The organism is Modestobacter sp. VKM Ac-2983 (assembly GCF_026967885.1).
Taxonomy (GTDB): domain Bacteria; phylum Actinomycetota; class Actinomycetes; order Mycobacteriales; family Geodermatophilaceae; genus Modestobacter.
Genome location: NZ_JAPVBK010000001.1, coordinates 114501 through 134807, shown reverse-complemented (window position 1 = coordinate 134807; position 20307 = coordinate 114501). Strand labels below are relative to the sequence as shown.

18 protein-coding genes are annotated in these 20307 nt (G+C 73.8%); 8 read left to right on the top strand and 10 right to left on the bottom strand.

Annotation, left to right across the window (positions count from 1 at the left end):
- The first annotated feature begins 370 nt into the window (after positions 1 to 370).
- From O2W18_RS00655 to O2W18_RS00645, 3 genes are all read left to right on the top strand, one after another.
- A complete protein-coding gene (locus O2W18_RS00655; protein WP_269172508.1) occupies positions 371 to 658 on the top strand; it encodes an HU family DNA-binding protein in 288 nt (95 codons plus the stop codon).
- Positions 659 to 790: 132 nt separating this feature from the next.
- The gene (locus O2W18_RS00650) at positions 791 to 2038 is read left to right on the top strand and encodes a serine hydrolase domain-containing protein (protein ID WP_269185658.1); all 1248 of its coding nucleotides are present in this window, start codon (positions 791 to 793) and stop codon (positions 2036 to 2038) included.
- A gap of 47 nt (positions 2039 to 2085) precedes the next feature.
- On the top strand, positions 2086 to 3039 hold the full coding sequence (locus O2W18_RS00645) for an acetamidase/formamidase family protein (RefSeq protein ID WP_269185657.1): 954 nt from the start codon (positions 2086 to 2088) through the stop codon (positions 3037 to 3039).
- Positions 3040 to 3110: 71 nt separating this feature from the next.
- Here the strand turns inward: O2W18_RS00645 and O2W18_RS00640 are convergent, their stop codons facing one another.
- Positions 3111 to 3650: a DinB family protein gene (locus O2W18_RS00640; RefSeq protein WP_269185656.1), complete on the bottom strand. Its 540-nt coding sequence runs from the start codon at positions 3648 to 3650 to the stop codon at positions 3111 to 3113.
- Positions 3651 to 3671: 21 nt separating this feature from the next.
- Positions 3672 to 4217 (bottom strand): DinB family protein, encoded by a 546-nt coding sequence (locus O2W18_RS00635; protein ID WP_269185655.1) that lies wholly within the window; start codon positions 4215 to 4217, stop codon positions 3672 to 3674.
- 11 nt (positions 4218 to 4228) lie between these two features.
- Here O2W18_RS00635 and folP point away from each other — a divergent pair, with 11 nt between their 5' ends.
- The 4 genes from folP (at position 4229) to O2W18_RS00615 (ending at position 8456) form a co-directional block, all read left to right on the top strand.
- Positions 4229 to 5110: a dihydropteroate synthase gene (folP, locus tag O2W18_RS00630; protein WP_269185654.1), complete on the top strand. Its 882-nt coding sequence runs from the start codon at positions 4229 to 4231 to the stop codon at positions 5108 to 5110.
- 96 nt (positions 5111 to 5206) lie between these two features.
- Positions 5207 to 5632, top strand: coding sequence for a PaaI family thioesterase (locus O2W18_RS00625; protein WP_269185653.1), 426 nt, complete (start codon positions 5207 to 5209; stop codon positions 5630 to 5632).
- A 115-nt stretch (positions 5633 to 5747) separates the two neighbouring features.
- Complete coding sequence (locus O2W18_RS00620; RefSeq protein ID WP_269185652.1) at positions 5748 to 7343, top strand: 4-coumarate--CoA ligase family protein; 1596 nt, start codon at positions 5748 to 5750, stop codon at positions 7341 to 7343.
- Between the two features lie 123 nt (positions 7344 to 7466).
- Entirely contained in the window at positions 7467 to 8456 is a 990-nt protein-coding gene (locus tag O2W18_RS00615; protein ID WP_269185651.1) for an NAD(P)H-quinone oxidoreductase, read from the top strand.
- Between the two features lie 3 nt (positions 8457 to 8459).
- Here O2W18_RS00615 and O2W18_RS00610 read toward each other — a convergent pair whose 3' ends face one another.
- On the bottom strand, positions 8460 to 9677 hold the full coding sequence (locus O2W18_RS00610; RefSeq protein ID WP_269185650.1) for a cysteine desulfurase-like protein: 1218 nt from the start codon (positions 9675 to 9677) through the stop codon (positions 8460 to 8462).
- Positions 9678 to 9763: 86 nt separating this feature from the next.
- On the opposite strand from O2W18_RS00610, the gene O2W18_RS00605 reads away from it, so the two are divergent.
- On the top strand, positions 9764 to 10294 hold the full coding sequence (locus O2W18_RS00605; RefSeq protein ID WP_269181392.1) for a bacterial proteasome activator family protein: 531 nt from the start codon (positions 9764 to 9766) through the stop codon (positions 10292 to 10294).
- 64 nt (positions 10295 to 10358) lie between these two features.
- On the opposite strand, the gene O2W18_RS00600 is transcribed toward O2W18_RS00605, so the two are convergent.
- The 7 genes from O2W18_RS00600 to O2W18_RS00570 all read right to left on the bottom strand — a co-directional run bounded on the left by O2W18_RS00600 (position 10359) and on the right by O2W18_RS00570 (position 20210).
- The gene (locus tag O2W18_RS00600; protein WP_269185649.1) at positions 10359 to 10646 is read right to left on the bottom strand and encodes a hypothetical protein; all 288 of its coding nucleotides are present in this window, start codon (positions 10644 to 10646) and stop codon (positions 10359 to 10361) included.
- A gap of 134 nt (positions 10647 to 10780) precedes the next feature.
- Complete coding sequence (locus O2W18_RS00595; RefSeq protein ID WP_269185648.1) at positions 10781 to 12373, bottom strand: methyl-accepting chemotaxis protein; 1593 nt, start codon at positions 12371 to 12373, stop codon at positions 10781 to 10783.
- A 220-nt stretch (positions 12374 to 12593) separates the two neighbouring features.
- Entirely contained in the window at positions 12594 to 14237 is a 1644-nt protein-coding gene (locus tag O2W18_RS00590; protein WP_269185647.1) for a methyl-accepting chemotaxis protein, read from the bottom strand.
- Between the two features lie 119 nt (positions 14238 to 14356).
- The gene (locus O2W18_RS00585; RefSeq protein WP_269185646.1) at positions 14357 to 15166 is read right to left on the bottom strand and encodes an HAD family hydrolase; all 810 of its coding nucleotides are present in this window, start codon (positions 15164 to 15166) and stop codon (positions 14357 to 14359) included.
- The gene (locus tag O2W18_RS00580; protein ID WP_269185645.1) at positions 15159 to 16112 is read right to left on the bottom strand and encodes an HAD family hydrolase; all 954 of its coding nucleotides are present in this window, start codon (positions 16110 to 16112) and stop codon (positions 15159 to 15161) included. Before O2W18_RS00580 ends, O2W18_RS00585 begins: the two co-directional genes overlap by 8 nt.
- Complete coding sequence (gene serS, locus O2W18_RS00575) at positions 16109 to 17413, bottom strand: serine--tRNA ligase (protein ID WP_269185644.1); 1305 nt, start codon at positions 17411 to 17413, stop codon at positions 16109 to 16111. Before serS ends, O2W18_RS00580 begins: the two co-directional genes overlap by 4 nt.
- Positions 17414 to 17459: 46 nt before the next feature.
- Complete coding sequence (locus O2W18_RS00570; protein WP_269185643.1) at positions 17460 to 20210, bottom strand: hybrid sensor histidine kinase/response regulator; 2751 nt, start codon at positions 20208 to 20210, stop codon at positions 17460 to 17462.
- Positions 20211 to 20307 lie beyond the last annotated feature (97 nt).

The following is a 20307-nucleotide window of genomic DNA, read 5'->3' as shown; positions in this document are numbered from 1 at the left end:
ACCCCAACGCTAGTTGAAGGACCCTCCTGCCCCCCACCGCTCGCAAGCTCGGGGCGGGCCCCTGCAGAAGGGCCACAGAGCGTGGCCACTGTGACGAGCGAGCAGGAAAACCCCGGAAATCCGGGGTCACAGCTCGCCAACACCCTGGTCGGCATGGCAACGTGCCCGCCGTTCCTGGTCGACGACGGGGTCGGCCAGCTCCGCCCACCGGACCCCCGCTGCACACCTGGTGTCCAGCGAGTTGGCACGCTGGAGACCCGGAGGTCCACCTGGACGACGGGGGAACGCCCCCGGCCCGACCAGGCACGACGCCACGACTGCGCCCATCCCGCACCGGGATGGGCTGCTCCACCACCGCGAGAGGAACACCATGAACAAGGCCGAACTCGTCTCTGCCATCTCCAAGCGCGTCGACGTCCCCGCGTCGACCGTCGACTCGGTGATCAACGGGCTCCAGGAGGAGCTCGTCGAGGCCATCACCCGGGGCGACAAGGTCGCCGTGCCCGGTCTGCTGACCGTCGAGCGCGCACAGCGCTCCGCCCGCACCGGCCGCAACCCCCAGACCGGTGAGTCGATCGAGATCGCCGCTGCGCACACCGCCAAGGTGACCGCCGGCTCCAACCTGAAGAAGGCTGCTGCCGCCGTCCCGGTGCAGTGAGCTGAGGCCCCGTCCCGGGGCCGCACCGAGCACGACCCCACGCCCCCGTCGCGCTCCTGGCACCCCGTGCCAGGATGCCCGGCGGGGGCGTCGCTCATCGGGGAGCGGGCCCGCGACGAGCGGAGTGCCCGCGTGACGGCTGTGCAGACCGACCTGTCCGTGACCACCGACCCGGCCGAGGTCGGGCTGGACGCCGGCCGGCTGCAGCGGCTGGACCGCCGGCTGGCCCGCTACGTGGACGAGGGCCAGCTGCCCGGGTTCCTGGTCACCGTCGCCCGGCACGGCCGGCTGGTGCACGTCGGCCGGCACGGTCAGCGCGACGTCGAGGCCGGCCGCCCGGTCACCGAGGACACCCGCTGGCGGATCTACTCGATGACCAAACCGGTCACCTCGGTCGCGGCGATGTCGCTGTACGAGGAGGGGGCCTTCGAGCTCACCGACCCGATCAGCCGCTGGCTGCCCGAGTTCGCCGAGACCCGGGTCTGGACCGCCGGCCCGGCGCAGAAGCCGGTGACCGTGCCGCTGCTGGAGCCGATCCGGGTCTGGCACCTGCTGACGCACACCTCCGGGCTGACCTACGGCTTCCACCACGCCCACCCGGTCGATGCGCTCTACCGGCTGCGCGGCCACGAGTGGGGCTCTCCGCCCGGGGCCGACTCCGCCGAGGTCGTGCGCCAGTTCGCGGAGATGCCGCTGCTGTTCCAGCCGGGCACCGAGTGGAACTACGGCGTCTCCACCGACGTGCTGGGCCGGCTGCTCGAGGTCATCGCCGGCAAGCCGCTGGACGAGGTGTTCGCCGAGCGGGTGTTCGAGCCGCTGGGCATGACCCAGACCTCCTTCGGGCTGCGGCCGGAGGACGACGTCGACTCCCTCGCCCAGTTGTACGGGCCCGGGCTCACGCCGCTGCCGGCCCCGTTCGCACAGGCCGCCCTGCGCAAGCCCACCTTCCTCGCCGGCGGCGCCGGGCTGGTCTCCACCGCCGGTGACTACCTGAGGTTCGTCGAGATGCTGCGCCGCGGCGGACAGGTCGGGGACGACCCGGACGCCGGCCGGGTGCTGGGCTCGCGCACCGTCGCGCACATGGTGCGCAACCACCTCCCCGGCGGGCTGGACCTGGAGTCCGCCGGCCGGCCGCTCTACGCGGAGACCCCGTTGCGCGGCGTCGGCTTCGGGCTGGGGTTCTCCATGGTGCTGGACCCGGTGCGCTACGGCGGGGTGTCCAGCGTGGGCACCTACAGCTGGGGCGGGGCGGCCTCCACGGAGTTCTACGTCGACCCGGTGGAGGACCTGACGGTCACCTTCTACACGCAGCTGCTGCCCTCGAGCACCCTCCCGGTGCGCGCCCACCTCCGCCCCCTGGTCCAGCAGGCGTTGGTCTGACCCACCCCGCGACAGAAATGGCCATTTCTGTCGCGCAGGATGGGGGCATGGAGTCCCGTCACGTGCTGTTGCCCGACGAGCGCACGCTGCACGGGTACTGGGACCCTGCGCTCCCGCCGGCGCTGACCGTCGAACCCGGGACGACGGTGCGCATCGGCACGCTGGACTCCGGCTGGTCGACCGGGCCGTACACCGGCGCGGACACCGCGGCCGACCTGGCCGTGCGGCCCCGGCACCCGTCGTACGACCCGGCCGCCGGGCACGCGCTCACCGGCCCGGTCTGCGTCCAGGGTGCCGAGCCGGGGCAGGTGCTCGCCGTCCGCATCGACGACGTCGTCCCGGGCGCGTTCGGGACGACGTACTGCGGGCTGCGGCCGACCGCGCTGAACGAGCGGCTCGGGGTGACGGCGGCGCCCGTCGTCCACCGCTGGACCCTGGACGGCACCGCCGGGACCGGCCGCAACCAGGCCGGGCACTCGGTCGCGCTGCGGCCGTTCCTCGGCGTGATGGGCGTGCCGCCGGCGGAACCCGGCCAGCACTCGACGATCCCGCCGTACTGGCACGGCGGGAACATCGACTGCCGCGAGCTGGTCGCCGGGGCGACGCTCTACCTGCCGGTGACCGTGTCCGGCGGGCTGCTGTCGGTGGGCGACGGGCACGCCGCGCAGGGCGACGGCGAGGTGGCCGGGACGGCGATCGAGTGCCCGATGGACGCCGTCGACCTGACCCTGGACGTGCTGCCGGACCTCTTCGGCGCCCCGGTGACCACGCCGGTCGCGAAGACCCCCGCCGGCTGGGTGACGATGGGCGTGGCCGACGACCTGGACGAGGCGATGACGATCGCGCTGGACGCGATGCTCGACGTCATGGCCGCCCTGCACGGCATCGGCCGCTCCGACGCGCTCGCCCTGGCCAGCGTGGTGGTCGACCTGCGGGTCACCCAGGTGGTCAACCAGGTCGTCGGGGTGCACGCCGTCCTCCCCTGGGGCGCCGTCCGCTGACCCGAGGGGCCGAAGTCGCGACTTCGGCCCCTCCGCAATCACCACAATGGCCATTTCGGTGGTGAGCTGCGTCAGTCGCCGGTGGCGCCGTCGATGCGCTCGCGCAGCAGGTCGGCGTGGCCGTTGTGCCGGGCGTACTCCTCGATCATGTGCAGGTACACCCAGCGCAGCGTCACCTGCTCGCCGTACCGCACCCCGGCACTGAGGTCGTCCAGCGAGCCCTGCCCGGCGGCGATCGCCCGGCTGGCCTCGACCTCGGCGGTGAACGCGGCCAGCTCCGCCGGGACGGCGCTCACCGGGTCGTCGCCCTCGGCCCCCACCCCGGCGAACTCCGCGTCCTCCTCGTCGGTCCAGTAGACCGTCGGCGCCTCGCGGCCGGCGACCACCCGGGTGAACCAGTACCGCTCGACGTCGGTCAGGTGCCGGAGCAGCCCGCGCAGGCTCAGGGCCGACTCCGGCAGGGCGCGCTCGCCCAGCTGCCCGGGCGTCAGGCCGGCGCACTTCGCGAGCAAGGTCGCCCGGTGGAACTCCAGCCAGGCCTCCACCGCGGCCCGCTCTCCGCCGGAGAACGGCGGGACGACGCGGGTGGGGGCAGGCGGGAACACGGTCACCCGCCCAGTCTGCCGTCGTCCTCAGTCGCCGGTGGCGCCGTCGATGCGCTCGCGCAGCAGGTCGGCGTGGCCGTTGTGCCGGGCGTACTCCTCGATCATGTGCAGGTACACCCAGCGCACCGACACCTGCTCTCCGCTGCGGCTGGTGCGGCCCCGGCCCAGGTCGTCCAGTGAGCCGAACCCGTCGGCGATCTCCCGGCTGACCTGGCACTCCTCGGCGAACCGGGCGAACTCCCGGGCCACCGTGTCCGGTTCGTCGGCGTCCCGGCCCACGCCGTCGAAGTCCCCGTCCCAGTCGTCGGGCGAGCTGTAGAGGTCGGGCACGTCCTGCCCGTCCAGCACGTGGCGGAACCAGCCCTGCTCGACCTCGGTCATGTGCCGCACCAGCCCGCGCAGGCTGAGCGCGGACGGCGGCACCGACCGCTCCCCCAGCTGCTCGGGGGTGAGGCCGGCGCACTTGGTCAGCAGCGTGCCCCGCTGGTACTCCAGCCAGGCCTGCACCGCGGGGCGCTCGGCGTCCCGGTACGGCGGCTCGACGCGCTCGGGGGCCTGCACGAAGTCGGTCATGACCGCAGATCATGGCGTGGTTGGCTGTCTCGGTGCTGCGCATCGGTGCCCTCGACGTCCCCGACGGCGGGCTGGTCGTCATGGCCATCGTCAACCGCACCCCGGACTCGTTCTACGACGGCGGTGCGACCTTCGCGCTGGATGCCGCGCTGGCCCGGGTCGACCAGGTGGTCGCCGAGGGCGCGGACATGGTGGACGTCGGCGGGGTGAAGGCCGCGCCGGGTGCGGAGGTGGACCCGGCCGAGGAGATCCGCCGGACCGTGGACCTGGTCGCGGCGATCCGCGCCGCGCACCCGCGGCTGCCGATCTCGATCGACACGTGGCGGGCCGAGGTGGCGCGGGAGGCGCTCGCCGCCGGCGCCGACGTGGTGAACGACGCCTGGGGCGGGGTGGACCCGGAGCTGGCGGTGGTCGCCGCCGGGGCCGGTGCGGGGATCGTCTGTACCCACGCCGGCGGGCTGCCGCCGCGCACCCGCCCGCACCGGGTCACCTACGACGACGTGCTGGCCGACATCGTCCGGCGGACGACGGCGCTCGCCGAGGCCGCGGTGGCCGCGGGCGTGGACCCCGAGCGGGTGCTCATCGACCCCGGGCACGACTTCGGCAAGAACACCCGGCACTCGCTGGAGGCGACCCGGCGGCTGGACGAGCTGGTCTCGACCGGCTGGCCGGTGCTGGTGGCGCTGTCGAACAAGGACTTCGTCGGGGAGACCCTCGACCTGCCGGTGGACCAGCGGCTGACCGGCACCCTGGCGGCGACCTCGGTCAGCGCCTGGCTGGGAGCCCGGGTGTTCCGGGTGCACGACGTGGCGGCGACCCGGCAGACGCTGGACATGGTCGCCTCGATCCGCGGCGACCGGCCGCCGGTCCGCACCACCCGCGGCCTGGCCTGAAGAAGGACCTCCCTGCCCCCCGCTCCTCGCAGGCTCGGCGCGGGCCCCTGCAGGGAGGCCGACACCGCGGAGAACTGCACGGATAGGTTGCCGGGCATGGCCGCCACCGGGTTCCACACCGCCGACGAGCTCAACGACCTGCTGCCGGGCACCTTCCCCGGCCTGCTCGGCATCGTCGTCGACACCCACGAGCCCGGCCGGCTCACTGCCCACCTGGACGTCCGGCCCGAGCTGCTGGCGCCCAACGGCTACCTGCACGCCGGCACCGTGGTCACCCTCGCCGACACCAGCTGCGGCCTGCCCACCCGGGCGCTGCTGCCCGAGGGGTCCAGCGGCTTCACCACCATCGAGCTGAAGAGCAACCACCTGAGCACCGCCCGGGAGGGCCGCATCTCCGCCGTCGCCACCAACGTGCACGCCGGCCGGACGACGCAGGTCTGGGACGCGGTCGTGACCGCCGAGGCCACCGGGAAGACGCTGGCGCTCTTCCGCTGCACGCAGTCGGTCCTCTGGCCTCGATGACCTCTCGCCTCCGGCGGGGACGACCCCTCGGAGCTACCGGCGGGTAGCCCGGGTGTGGCGCGCGACACGCCGAATGTGAGACTGGCGTCACCGCACCTGAGTCGAGGAGGACCCCGTGGCGTTCGCCAGTCGCTATCCCGATGTCGAGATCCCCGAGCTGTCGGTACCGCAGTTCGTGCTGGCCGGAGCCGCAGAGCGGGCTGATCGCCCGGCCCTGATCGACGGCCTCTCCGGCGAGACGATCACCCACGGTGAGCTCGCCTTCTACGTCGAGCGGCTCGCTGCGGCGCTGCACGCCCGCGGGCTGCGCAAGGGTGACGTCGTCGCCGTCTTCAGCCCCAACACCATCTGGTACCCCGTGGTCTTCCACGGGATCGCCGCCGCCGGCTGCGTCATCAGCCCGGTCAACGCGCTCTACACGCCCGAGGAGATCGCCTTCCAGCTGAAGGACTCCGAGGCGAAGGTGCTGGTCACCGTCTCGCCGTTCCTGGACCGGGCGCTGGCCGCCGCCGAGCGCTCGCCGGTCGACGAGGTCATCGTGATGGACGGCGCCGAGGGTCACGCCTCGCTGCGCGACCTGCTCACCAGCGGCGCCCCCGCCGTGCAGGTGGACATCGACCCGGCCGAGGACCTGGTGACGCTGCCGTACTCCAGCGGCACCACCGGGCTGCCCAAGGGCGTCATGCTGACCCACCGCAACCTGGTGGCGAACGTCAGCCAGTCCCGCCCGCTGGCCGGCGTCGAGGAGGGCAACGAGCGGATCATCGCCGTCCTGCCGTTCTTCCACATCTACGGCCTGACCGTGCTGATGAACCAGGGCCTGCAGTGGGGCGGCGCCGTCGTCACCCTGCCGCGGTTCGACCTCGAGCATTTCCTCCGCACCATCCAGGACCACAAGATCACCCGGGCGTTCGTCGCCCCGCCGATCGTGCTCGCGCTGGCCAAGCACCCGATGGTCGACCAGTTCGACCTCTCCTCGCTGCGCAGCGTCACCTCCGGCGCGGCCCCGCTGGACGAGTCGCTGGCCCAGGCCGCCCAGGACCGGCTCCGCAAGGGCGCCGTCGAGGGCACCGCGGTCGGCCAGGGCTACGGGATGACCGAGCTCTCCCCCGTCTCGCACACCACCCCCGAGGCAGGGCTCGAGCCGGCCGGCGCCGGGGAGACCCCCAAGGGCACGGTCGGCTACGCGCTGCCCAACACCGAGTGCCGGCTCATCGACCCGGCCACCGGCGAGGACACCGGCCCCGGCGAGCGCGGCGAGCTGTGGGTGCGTGGGCCGCAGGTGATGAAGGGCTACCTGAACAACCCGCAGGCCACCGCGGAGACGCTGGACGCCGAGGGCTGGCTGCACACCGGTGACGTGGCGATCGTCGACGACGAGGGCCGCTACACGGTGGTCGACCGGGTCAAGGAGCTGATCAAGTACAAGGGCTACCAGGTGGCGCCGGCCGAGCTGGAGGCCGTGCTGCTGAACAACCCGCAGATCGCCGACGCCGCGGTCATCGGGGTGCTGGACAAGGAGACCGGCGACGAGCTGCCCAAGGCCTTCGTCGTCCGCGCCCCCGGCTCGGAGATCAGCGAGGACGACGTCAAGGCCTACATGGCCGAGCACGTCGCCCCGCACAAGAAGATCCGACTGGTCGAGTTCATCGACCAGGTGCCGAAGTCGATGGCCGGCAAGATCCTCCGCAAGGACCTCAAGAACCGCTGAGGCACCACCCCCGCGACGATCATGGAGCGGGCGGGGCGACACGCCGCTGAGCGGCGGCGCGTCGCCACCGGCAGCCCATGATCGTCGCGGGCCGGGGGGCCCGGGCGGCCCTAAGGTCGGGGCATGCGTGCGGTGACGATCTCCTCCCCTGGCGGCCCCGAGGTGCTCGGCTGGGGTGAGGTGCCCGACCCGGTGTGCGGGCCCGGTGAGGTGCTGGTCGACGTGGCCGCCACCGCGGTGAACCGCGCCGACACGCTGCAGCGCCAGGGGCACTACCCGTCCCCGCCGGGCGCCAGCGAGGTGCTGGGCCTGGAGTGCAGTGGCGTGATCAGCGAGGTCGGCGCCGAGGTGACCGGCTGGTCGGTGGGCGACGAGGTGTGCGCGCTGCTCTCCGGTGGCGGGTACGCCGAACGGGTCGCCGTCCCCGCCGGTCAGCTGCTCCCCCGGCCGGCCGGCGTCGAGCTGGCGACCGCCGCGGCGCTGCCCGAGGTGGTCTGCACCGTCTGGTCCAACGTCTTCATGCTCGCCGGGCTGCGGGCCGGCGACGTCTTCCTGGTGCACGGTGGCTCGAGCGGCATCGGCACGATGGCGATCCAGCTGGCCGCGCGCGCCGGTGCCCGGGTGGCGACGACGGCCGGCAGCGCGGAGAAGCTGGCCTTCTGCCGCGAGCTGGGCGCCGAGATCGTGGTCAACCACCGCGAGCAGGACTTCGTCGAGGTCGTCCGGGAGGCCACCGACGGGCACGGGGCCGACGTCGTCCTGGACATCATCGGGGCCAAGTACCTGGCCCGGAACCTCGACCTGCTCGCCACCGGCGGCCGGCTGGTGGGCATCGGCATGCAGGGCGGCACCAAGGCCGAGATCGACCTCGGCAAGCTGATGCGCAAGCGCGGCTCGGTGCACGCCACGACGCTGCGTTCGCGGCCGGCGACCGGGCCCGGCGGCAAGGCCGAGATCGTGGCGGCGGTGCGGCACGACGTGTGGCCCGACGTCGAGCGGGGCGTCGTCCGGCCGATCGTGGACCGGCGGCTGCCGATGTCCCGGGCCGGCGAGGCGCACGCCCTGCTGGAGTCCAGCACCCACATCGGCAAGGTCCTGCTCCTGCCCGGCTGAGCGTCAGCGCAGGTCGGCGACGGCCTCGATGAGGCGGTCGACCTCCTCGGCGGTGTTGTAGTGCATCAGCCCCAGCCGCACCGCACCGCCGGTCTCGTTCACCCCGATGGCGTCGAACAGCTCCCGGGAGTAGAAGTCGCCGTCCCAGGCGCAGACGCCACGCCGGGCCAGCTCCGTGGCCGCCTGGCGGGGCCGCATCCGGTCGACGCTGAACGACAGCGTCGGCGTGGTCCACCCCGGGTCGCCGAGCACCTGGAGGTGGGGCATCGCCCGCAGCGCCGCGTCCAGCCGGGTGAAGAGCTCCTCCTCGTAGCGGCTGACCGCGGTCATCGAGGCGCGCAGCCGCTCCCGCCGGGTGCCGGCGGCCTCGGGACAGAGCGCCGCCAGGTGGTCCACCGAGGCCGCCACCCCGGCGTAGAGCTCGAACGGCGGGGCGCCCGTCTCGAACCGGTCGGGCACCCGCTCCGACGCGGGCAGCAGCTTGTCCGGCCACAGCTCCTCGAGCAGCCCCGGGTGGGCGACCACCGCGCCGACGTGCGGACCGCACCACTTGTAGGCCGAGAGCGCGAGGAAGTCGGCACCGAGCTCGTCGACGTCCAGGGGGGCGTGCGGCGCGGCGTGCGCGGCGTCGACGAAGACCAGCGCCCCGACCCGGTGTGCCCGCTCGGCGATCGAGGCGACGTGCGGCCGGGTGCCGATCGCGCTGCTGGCTGCGGTGACGGCGACCAGCCGGGTGCGGTCGGTGAGCAGCTCGTCGTACTGCCAGTCCGGCAGCTCCCCGGTCTCGATGTCCACCTCCGCCCACCGCACGCCCAGGCCGACCTCGTCGGCGACCTGCAGCCACGGGCGGACGTTGGCGTCGTGGTCCAGCCGGCTGACCACGATCTCGTCACCGCGGCGCCAGTGCTTGGCCAGCGCCCGGGCCACCGAGTAGGTCAGCGTGGTCATGTTCGGCCCGAGGACCACCCCGGTGGGCACCCCGCCCACCAGGTCGGCCACCGCGGACCGGGCACCGGCGACCAGCTGCTCGGACCGGGCGGAGGAGGCGAAGACCGCGCCCCGGCCGGCGATCGGCACCCGCATCGCCTGCGAGACGGCGCGCACCACGCTCTCCGGAACCAGCGCGCCCCCGGGCCCGTCGGCGTGCACCAGGCCGTCGGACAGCCCGGGGAACAGTCCCCGGATGCGGGCCACGTCCAGCTGGCCCTCCCCCGACGACATGCGGGGAGCGTAGTCAGTCGCCCGGTCGGTGCCGCCCGCGACCGGCACCCCGGCGGTGCCTCGCGGCGCCGGGGGAAGATGGGGGCATGACAGCACCAGGCACCGGTGGACCACACCCCCAGCAGGTCCTCGTCGTGGGGCCGGACGGGCAGCCGGTCGGGGGCATGCACCTGCCCGAGGGCGAGGACGGCGGCATGGCCGGGGTCGGCGACCTGGTCGAGCAGCCCGCCAAGGTCATGCGGATCGGCACGATGATCAAGCAGCTGCTCGAGGAGGTCCGGGCGGCGCCCCTGGACGACGCCAGCCGCAACCGGCTGCGTGACATCCACGCCTCCTCGATCCGCGAGCTGGAGCAGGGGCTGGCCCCCGAGCTGCGCGAGGAGCTGGACCGGATCACGCTGCCGTTCACCGAGGGCGAGACCCCCTCGGACGCCGAGCTGCGGATCGCCCAGGCGCAGCTGGTCGGCTGGCTGGAGGGCGTCTTCCACGGCATCCAGACCGCGCTGTTCGCCCAGCAGATGGCCGCCCGGGCACAGCTGGAGGAGATGCGCCGCAAGGCCCTCCCACCCGGCGCGCCGGCCCAGGAGCACCGCCCCGGCGGGGGTCAGTACCTCTAGAGCCGGGCTCAGCCTGGCGGCAGTCCCTCGACGATCCGGCCGTCGTCCGGCCCCGGGACCACGGTCAGCGGACGAGGAGCTCCTCGGCAGGGGCCGACCGGGGAGCCGGCGGCCCGGCGTGGCCGTGCAGCGTGCGGGACACCTGCTGCAGGTCCAGGCAGGGCAGCAGCCGGGTGTCCGCCCCGACCTGCACCAGAGGGGAGCCTTGCAACAGCCGGTCCAGCCGATCCGCGCCCCGCCGGGGCTGGTCGGGGTCCCGCCAGGCCAGCGGATCGATGCTGCGCAACGCATCGACGGCGAACGCCACCGGCTCGCCGACGTCCACCAGCAGCAGGCAGCTGGACGCCGTCACCTCCAGCTGCGGCAGACGGTGGAGGCCTCATCGGCAGTCCGCGGGTGCTGCGTGGCCCGGTCGGCCACCATCCGGTGCCGAGCAACGCGAACGGCCCCGGCGCGTACTGCACCGGGGCCGCTCGTGCCGGTCCCCTAGACGGTGAACCGTCGGACGGCGTCCTGGAGCTCGTCGCTCATCCGGGCCAGGTCCGCGGCGGAGCGCTGCGCCTCGGCGACGCCCTCGTTGGTCTGCTGGGTGCCCGCGGCCAGCCCGGAGATGGCGGTCGCGATGCTCCGTGAGCTGCCCGCCGCCTCGGCGACGTTGCGGTTCATCTCGTTCGTGGTCGCCGTCTGCTCCTCCACCGCAGCGGCGATGGTGGCCTGGTAGTCGTTGATCTCACCGATCACCGAGCTGATCTCGCCGATCGCCGAGACCGCCCCGGCGGTGTCGGCCTGGATCGCCTCCACGCGCTGCGAGATGTCCTCGGTCGCCCGGGCGGTCTCCTGCGCCAGCTCCTTGACCTCACTGGCGACCACCGCGAAGCCCTTGCCCGCCTCACCCGCACGGGCGGCCTCGATCGTGGCGTTGAGCGCCAGCAGGTTCGTCTGCTCCGCGATCCCGTTGATCAGCTTCACCACCGTCGCGATCTCCTGCGAGCTGTCACCCAGCTTGCCGACCGTCCGCGTCGTGTTCTCCGCGACCGCGACGGCCTGCCCGGCCACCCGGGACGCCTCGCTGGCGTTCCGGCTGATCTCCCGGATCGCGGCCTCCATCTGCTGGGAGCCGGTGGCCACGGTGTCGACGCTGGCGGCGACCTCCCCGGCGGAGCTGACGACGACGTCGGCCTGACCGGTCGCCGCCTGCGCGCTGCGGGCCATGCCGGCGGCGCCGGTGTTCAGCGCCTGCGACGCCACCGCCAGCCGGCCGGCGGAGTCGTTGACCAGCCGCAGCACGCCGCTCAGCGACTCCAGGGTCGAGTCGAGCGAGCGGGCGACCTCACCGATCTCGGCACCACCGGTGGCGCCGGCCCGGACGCTGAGGTCGCCGTCGGCGACCTGGTCGAGGACCTCCCGCACACGCTGCACGGGGCCCATCACCGACCGGACGACGAGCAGGGCCAGCACCACGGAGACGAACAGCCCGATGACGATGATCGCCACCGTGAGGGTGCGTGCGCTGGTGTAGGCGTCCCGCGCCTCCGCTGCGGTGCTCACCGCATCGGCGGCGGCCGCGTCGGTGGCCTCCACGAGCGCCGCGGAGATGGTCGTCTCGGTGTCGTTCATCTGGGCGATCAGGGCCATGGTCTCCTGCGGGGTGCGGGCACCCTGGCCGGCCGACAGCTGCTGCAGCAGCCCGAGGTACTGCTGGGACGCCGCGGCGAACTGGTCGTAGCCCACCCGCGCGGCGGCCGACAGTGGCAGCTCACCGGCGGCGGCGGTGTCCTCGGTCAGCGTCGTGAGGTTCTCGGTGGAGGTCTGGGCGAAGGCCGCCCGGGTCTCCGCCGGGAGCGAGGCGATGCTGGCCCGGGCGTTGCTGGCGGAGAACTGCCACCACCCGGCCTGCAGCTGGCGCAGGGCGTCCAGCGGCACGGCACCCTCGGAGTACACCTGCTCGGCCTTGTCACTGAGCACCGACATCCGCTGGATCCCCACCAGACCGACGGTCAGGGTGGTCAGCGCCACCAGCAGGATCGCCAGCAGGAGCCGCCCGCGCAGCCCCACCCGGCCGGCGAGCCCCGAGGTCACGCCTGCCCTCGACTCGGTGGCGGTTGCCGGTCCCTGCGCGCTGACGTCCATCTGTCCCTCTTCTGCCCACGGGCGCGCCCGTGCGGCCCACCACCGATGAGATCGGCACCCGTGGGGAGTTCTTGACCCGCGTGCCGCGCGACTGCCGTCACGGGGTGGGACGACGACGGCGCCGGCCACCGCGACTGCGGTGACCGGCGCCGCCGGGGTCGGGACTGCCTCAGACGGTGAACCGACTGACGGCCTCCTGCAGCTCGTCGCTCATCCGGGAGAGCTCGGCCGCCGACTGCTGGGCCTCCGCGACCCGCTGGTTGGTCTCCGCGGTGCCGGCCGCCAGCCCGGAGATCGCGGTGGCGATGCTCCGCGAGCTGCCCGCCGCCTCCGCCACGTTGCGGTTCATCTCGTTGGTGGTCGCCGTCTGCTCCTCCACCGCCGCGGCGATGGTGGCCTGGAAGTCGTTGATCTGACCGATCACGTTGCTGATCTCACCGATCGCCTCCACCGCACCGGCGGTGTCCCCCTGGATCGCCTCCACCCGACGGGAGATGTCCTCGGTCGCCCGCGCTGTCTCCTGCGCCAGCTCCTTGACCTCACTGGCCACCACCGCGAAGCCCTTGCCCGCCTCACCCGCCCGCGCCGCCTCGATCGTGGCGTTCAGCGCCAGCAGGTTCGTCTGCTCCGCGATCCCGTTGATCAGCTTCACCACCGTGGCGATCTCCTGCGAGGAGTCACCCAGCTTCCCCACCGTCCGCGTCGTGTTCTCCGCGACGTTCACCGCCTGACCGGCCACCCGGGACGCCTCGCTGGCGTTCTGCGAGATCTCCCGGATCGCCGCCTCCATCTGCTGCGACCCGGTCGACACCGTGTCCACGCTGGAGGCCACCTCCCCGGCCGATGCCACCACCACGTCGGCCTGACCCGCCGCGCTCCGCGCGTTGCTGGCCATCGCCTCCGCACCCGCGTTCAGCTGCAGCGACGCCGTGGCCAGCCGCCCGGCCGAGTCGTTGACCAGCGTGAGAACGCTGCCGAGCGCGTCGAGCGTCTCGTCGAGGGACTCCGCGACCTGACCCAGCTCGGCACCACCGGTCCGGCCGGCGCGCACCCGCAGGTCGCCGCCGGCGACCTGCTCGAGGGTCTCGCGGATGCGCTGCACCGGGCGGGTGACGCTGCGGGCCATCAGGACGGCCAGCGAAACGGAGACCGCGAAGCCGATCGCCACGCCGAGCAGCGTCAGCGTGCGAGCCGCGCTGTACGCGTCGCGAGCCTCCTGCACGGTGGCCTCGGTGGCGGTGATCTGCGCGTCGCTGGCTGCCGTGAGCGCATCGATGGCGTTGGTCTCGGCCTCGATCAGCGTGGGCAGCACGGACATCGGGTCGCCGCCGGCAGCCCCGATCTCGGCCATCTGCGCGCTGGTGTCGTCGAACAGCGTGATCGCGGCCTGGAAGTCCTGGAAAGCGGCCTCGGTGGCCGGGCGGAGGGCCACCTCCTCCAGGTCGGCGCGCAGCCCGTCCAGCGTCTCCCGGATGGTCACCGTCTGCTCCTGCAGCGCCTGCACGATCTCCGGCGAGAGGCCCGCACCCGTGGACCGGGAGATGGTCGCCTGGTACTGCCAGTAGGTGGACCGGAGCAGCAGGATGTCCCGGAGCGGGACGGCGCCCTCCTCGTAGACCACCTCGGCCTGGTGGCTCAGCGCCGACATCCGCGAGATGCCGAGGCCGCCGACGAGGAGGGTCATCAGGGCGACGGTGAGGAAGGCCGCGAGCAGCCTGCCGCGCAGCCCGAGCCGGGCCAGCGGGTTGCGCCCGGGTTCGTCCGCCGGGTCAGGGGCGTGCGTGGTGGGTTCGTGGTCGTTCATCGCGTCCATGCCGTGCCTCTCGTCGCTCGGGCGCACCAGCGCGCCCCTCGCCCATGGGATCGGCACCATGGACGGACGACTCCACCTGAGATCCGGTAACGGAACGGCTCAGTCCGTTGACGGACCGGTCAGGCGCGCAGGGAGGCCAGCAGGACCGCCACGCCCTCGGCGTCGTTCGAGTCGGTCACGTCCGTGGCCGCCGCCAGCACGTCCGGGTGGGCGTGCGCCATCGCCACGGCCCGACCGCCGCCCTCCCGGACCCAGTCGAAGGCGGCCAGGTCGTTGGGCATGTCGCCGAAGTAGACGACGTCGGCCGCCGTCAGCCCCCGTTCGGCCGCGAGCCGGGCCAGGCCGGTGGCCTTCGTGATCCCGACGGCGGAGATCTCGGCCATCGCATCGGACGAGGAGTTGGTGACCGTGGCGGTGTCCCCCACGATCTCGGCGACCAGGGCGACGAACTCGTCGCGGCCCATCCGCTCGTGCCGGGCCAGCAGCTTGGCCACCGGCTGGGCCACCATCTCGGCCAGGGTGGCCACGGCGACCCCGGGCGCGTCCCGGTCCCAGCGCGGCTGGTAGATGGGCTCGTGCCGGAACTGGTCGCCGTACTCGACCGCGAACCAGGTGTCGGGCTGGTGCTCGCGGAGCCGCTCGGTGATCTGCCGGAGCACCTCCGGCTGCACCGGGTGCTCCTCGAGCACCTGGAACTCCCCCAGGTCCAACAGCACCGCACCGTTGCAGCAGATCGCCGTGCCGCCGCCGAGACGGTCCCGCACCCCGAGCATCCACCGGGGTGGGCGGCCGGTGGCCAGCACCAGCGGCACCCCCTCGTCGGACCAGCGCCGCAGCTCGGCCAGGGTCGCGTCGCTGATCGTCTCGTCGCTGCGCAGCAGCGTGCCGTCGAGATCACTGACGATGAGCTTCGGGCGCCAGTCAGACATCGGTGTCCCCCAGTGCGAGCACGGCCTCGAGGTAGCGGGCGACGCCGTCGGCGTCGTGCCCGCTCGTGCGGTCCCCGGCGGCGGCCCGGACGGCGGGGTGGGCGTTGGCCACGGCGACCGCCCGACCCCCGGCTGCGGTGACCGCCTCGATCATCGGCAGGTCGTTGGGCATGTCGCCGAACACGAGGACGTCGCCGAACCCGACGCCCACCTGGTCCAGGACGACGGCCAGCCCGGTGGCCTTGGTGACCCCCGGCGGCAGCACCTCGATGAACCCCAGGCCGGCGTGGGTGAGCTCGGCGACCGCCGGGTCGACGACCGAGCGGGCCAGCGCGACCAGTTCGTCCTCGCCCAGCCGGGAGGAGCGCAGGAAGACCTTGAGCACCGCACCGACCGGCAGCACCTGGTGCCGGGGCAGCAGGTGCGCCGGTTCGGGATAGGGCCAGTCGAAGCCGTGCTGGACGCGCAGCGGGCGCAGCGCCTCGGCCTGCTCGGCCGCGTCCTCCACCGCCACGATCAGCTCGCCGGCCACCTCCTCGATCGCGGCGATGACCTCGGTGGCGACGTCGCGGGGCATGCCGACGGTGCGCAGCACCTCGTCCGCGGCGCCGTCCCGGCCGAACCGGACGACGTACCCGCCCTGCGCCAGGACGGCGATGCCCTGGCCGCCCAGCGCGGCGCGAACGCTCTCCAGCAGGCGCGGGCCGCGGCCGGTGGCGCCGACGACCGGGACGCCCGCGCCCCGGCAGGCGGCGATGGCCGCAGCGGTGCGAGGACTGACCTCCCCGGCCGAGCCGAGCAGCGTGCCGTCCAGGTCGCTGACCACCAGCTTCGGCCGCCAGCCGCCCAGCCGCGCGCCCAGGTCGCCCAGGTCGACGACCTCGGCCGCGTGGACGGCCGCGGCCGGGGCGGTCAGGCCGCCCCCGGTCGGCTGGTGGACGGTCATGCGGGGAGGCCGGGCGCCGTGACGGCGGTCAGGGACATGCCCGGGGTGAGCACCTCGTGGCCGCCCAGCCAGGGGCGCAGCGCCGCGGGCACGTGCACCGAGCCGTCGGCCCGCTGGTGGACCTCGAGCAGGCAGGCGATGGTGCGGGCGATCGCGCAGAGCGTGCCGTTCAGCGTGGCCACCGGCTGCGGCTTCCCGTCGGCGTCCCGGCTGCGGATGGCCAGCCGCCGGGACTGGAAGGTGGTGCAGTCCGAGGTGCTGGTCAGCTCGCGGTAGGCGCCCTGGCTGGGGAACCACGCCTCGATGTCGAACTTGCGGGCGGCGCTGGTGCCCAGGTCGCCGGCGGCGATGTCGACCACCCGGTAGGGCAGCTCGAGGAGCTGGAGGAACTCCTCCTCCCACTGCAGCAGCCGGCGGTGCTCGGCGGCGGCGTCCTCGGGGGCGCAGAAGCTGAACATCTCGACCTTGTCGAACCAGTGCACCCGGATGATGCCGCGGGTGTCCTTGCCGTAGGAGCCGGCCTCGCGGCGGAAGCAGGACGACCAGCCGGCGTAGCGGCGGGGCCCGGCGGAGAGGTCGAGCACCTCGCGCGCGTGCATCCCGGCCAGCGCGACCTCCGACGTCCCGACGAGGTACAGGTCGTCGCGCTCGACCCGGTAGATCTCCTCGTCGTGCTCGCCGGTGAAGCCGGTGCCCTCCATGGCCTCGGGCTTGACCAGGGCCGGGGCGATCACCGGGATGAACCCGGCGGCCACCGCCCGGGTGATCGCCAGCTGGGCGAGGGCGAACTCCAGCAGCGCGCCGGGGCCGGTGAGGAAGTAGAAGCGGGCTCCGGAGACCTTCGCGCCCCGCTCCATGTCGATGGCGCCGAGGGCCTCGCCGATCTGCAGGTGATCGCGCACCTCGAAGTCGTAGGCGGGCAGTTCCCCGACGGTCCGGATCTCCACGGCGTCGTCCTCGCCGCCCGGGGGCACGTCGGGGTGGACGACGTTGGGGATCCGCAGGTGCAGCGCGTGCAGCGCCGCGTCGGCGGTGCGCTCGGCCTCCTCGGCCTCCTTCACCTGGGCGGCCAGCGCCTTCGCCCGCTCCAGGACGGCGGGACGCTCCTCCGGGCTCGCCTTCTTGACCGCCTGGGAGGCCGCCTTCTGCTCCCCGCGCAGGTCGTCGGCGGCCTTGACCGCGGCCCGGCGCTCGGCGTCGGCGGCCAGCAGCGCGTCGACCAGCGACTCGTCGGCACCCCGGGCACGCTGACTGGCGCGGACGAGGTCGGGGTTCTCGCGGACGAGGCGCAGGTCGATCACGTCCTGATCGTAGGTGCCGTGGACCGCGGCTCCGGACCGCCCGAGGTCACTGCGGGACCTCGAGCAGCGTCCGCACCGCCGACCGCACCCGGGTGCTCTCCTCATCCAGGGTGGACAGCAGGTCCCCGTGCGCCGGGGACAGGTCGCTGCCCAGGTCCTCCAGGCGCTGGCACAGGTCGGCGAGCCGGAGCGCGCCGAGCGCCGCGCTGCTGCCCTTCAGGCGGTGGGCGAGCCGGTCCATGGACCCCTCGTCGTCCGCCGCCTGCGCCGGGCCCCCGGCCGCGGCCAGGAGCGCGGCGACCGTGGACTCCAGGCTCGCCACGTACTGCCCGTAGAGGTGCCGGAACCCGTCGTCGCCGAGGTCGCGCAGCTCCTCGACCGTCTCGGCGTCCAGCGGCGACGGCTCGCCCGGGACGGCCACCTCTGCGACCGGCACCGCCGGCACCGACGTGCTGCCGCCGGTGGCGTAGGGGGTCAGCGCCTGTTCGAGGACGGCGAGGCGCACCGGCTTGGTGAGGAACAGGTCGGCGCCGGCCGCGAGGAAGGCCGCCCGGTCGCTGGCCAGCACGCTGGCGGTGACCGCCATGATCACCGGCTGGGGACCCGGCAGGGCGCGGATGGCCGCGGTGGCGTCCACCCCGCCCATGACCGGCATCTGGGCGTCCATCAGCACGACGTCGTAGACGCCCTCCAGTACGGCCGCCACCGCCTGCTCGCCGTTCTCGACGTGGTCGCAGTCGTGGCCGAGCTGGTCCAGGTACAGGCTCATCAGCCGGGCGTTGACCGCGTGGTCCTCGGCCACCAGGACCCGCAGCCTGCCGGTCGTCCCGGAGGAGGCCGGCCGCCCGGACGCCGCCGCACGGGCGGGGCCGGCCGGGCTCGTCGGCGCTGCCGTCAGGACCGTGCAGAGGGTGTTCAGCAGGCGGTCGGGGCGGACCGGCTTGTGCAGCCGGGCGGCGAACTCGGCGAGCTCCCCGGCGTGGACGCCGGCGGAGCTGCTGAGCAGCACGAGCGGGAGCGTCGCCGTCTCCGGACGCCCGTGCACCGCGGCGGCGAGGGCGACGCCGTCCATACCCGGCATGTGCAGGTCGAGCACGGCGAGGTCGAACGGGTCACCCGCGGCCAGCTCGCGGAGCGCCTCGACACCGTCGGCGGCGAGCACGCAGTGCGCCCCGTACTGGGCCAGCTGGTGGTCCAGGATGCGCAGGTTGGTCGGGTTGTCGTCGACGACCAGCACCCGGCGGCCGGCCAGGTTCGCCGCGCAGGGCGGCTGCTGGTCCGCGAGGGCGCCCAGCCGGACGCGCACGGTGAACGTGGAGCCACGCCCGGGCTCGCTGGCGACGTCGATGTCCCCGTCCATGGCGCGGGCGATGCGCTGGCTGATCGCCAGCCCCAGGCCGGTTCCGCCGTAGGAGCGGGTGGTGGAGGTGTCGACCTGGCTGAAGGACCGGAAGAGCCGGTGACGCTGGGCGGCGGGGATCCCGATGCCCGTGTCGGAGACCGAGATCGCGCAGGCCACCTCGTCACCGCGGCCGGTGGGCGTCGCGGTGACGCCGATGAGGACCTGGCCGGAGGTGGTGAACTTGAGCGCGTTCCCGACCAGGTTCATCACCACCTGCCGGAGCCGCGGCCCGTCCCCGGCGAACCGCCAGGACCGGTCGGCCGGGACGTCCACGAGCAGGTCCAGCCCCTTCCCGGCGGCCTGCGGGGCGAGCAGCTGGGCCACGTCGTAGACCAGGTCGTGCAGGTCGAACGGCGCGGTCTCCAGGTCCAGCTCGCCGGCCTCGATCTTGGAGAAGTCGAGGATGTCGTTGATCAGCGTCAGGAGGCTGTCGCCGCTGCCGGCGATCGTCTCCAGGTGCCCGCGCTGTTCCGGGGTCAGGCCCGTGGTCAGCAGCAGGTCGGTCAGCCCCAGGACGGCGTTGAGCGGCGTCCTGATCTCGTGGCTCATGGTGGCCAGGAAGGCCGTCTTCGCCTGGCCGGCCCGCTCGGCCTGGTCGCGGGCGTCCGTCAGCTCGCGCTCCCGCTCGGCCACCAGGGCGTTGCGGTCCTCGAGCGCCTGGCCCAGGGCGTTCACGTCCTGGCTGATCTCACGGAACTCGGTCGGCCCGCTCTCGGTCGCCCGCCGGCCGACGTCGCCGTCGGCCAGGGCGGCCAGCGTGTCCCGGACCTCCCGGGTGGGCGGCAGGAGCTCCTCGGCCAGTCGTCGGTTCGCCCGCCGGACGGCGACGGCCACGGCCCCGGCGACCACCAGCCCGAGTGCGGCACCGCCGAGCAGCACGTTGCGCTGGAGACTGATCGCCTCGTCGCGGCGGCCCTCCACCGCGGTCCGCACGTCCGCCTGGACCTCCCGGTAAGCGTCGAACAACCGCTTGTCCCGGCTGAGCAGGTCACTGAGCGCCGTGACGTCGGCCATCCCCGGCGGGCTGGCCAGCATCGGGGTGACCCAGCTGTCGATCCAGCGGGCCTCGGCGGCCTGCAGGCCGGCCAGCTCCTCCTGCAGCCCGTCGTCCTCCGCCGCCAGGCCGGCGAGCTCGGCGTCCAGCTCTGCCAGGTCGGCGACGCCCTGGAAGTAGGGCTGCAGGAACCGGTCCTCCCGGGTGACCAGGTAGCCACGGAGGCCGGTCTCCTGGTTGATCATCGCGCTGTGGCTGTCCTGCAGGGCGCTGAGCACCGTGTTGGCCCGGTCCACCCGGCCGCCGAGCAGCACCACCGAGAGCACGGCCAGGCCCAGGGTCGTCAGCGCCACCGTGGTCAGTGCGGCCAGCCCGACCAGCAGCGGGCGCCGCAGCAGCACGCGCAGGGGTCGACCCGGGGACGTCGGAGGGTGCTGCTCGGCGGTCACCCTCCTGAGATCGACCGGCGGCGTCCGTTCCTTGAGGCGGGCGGTGGGG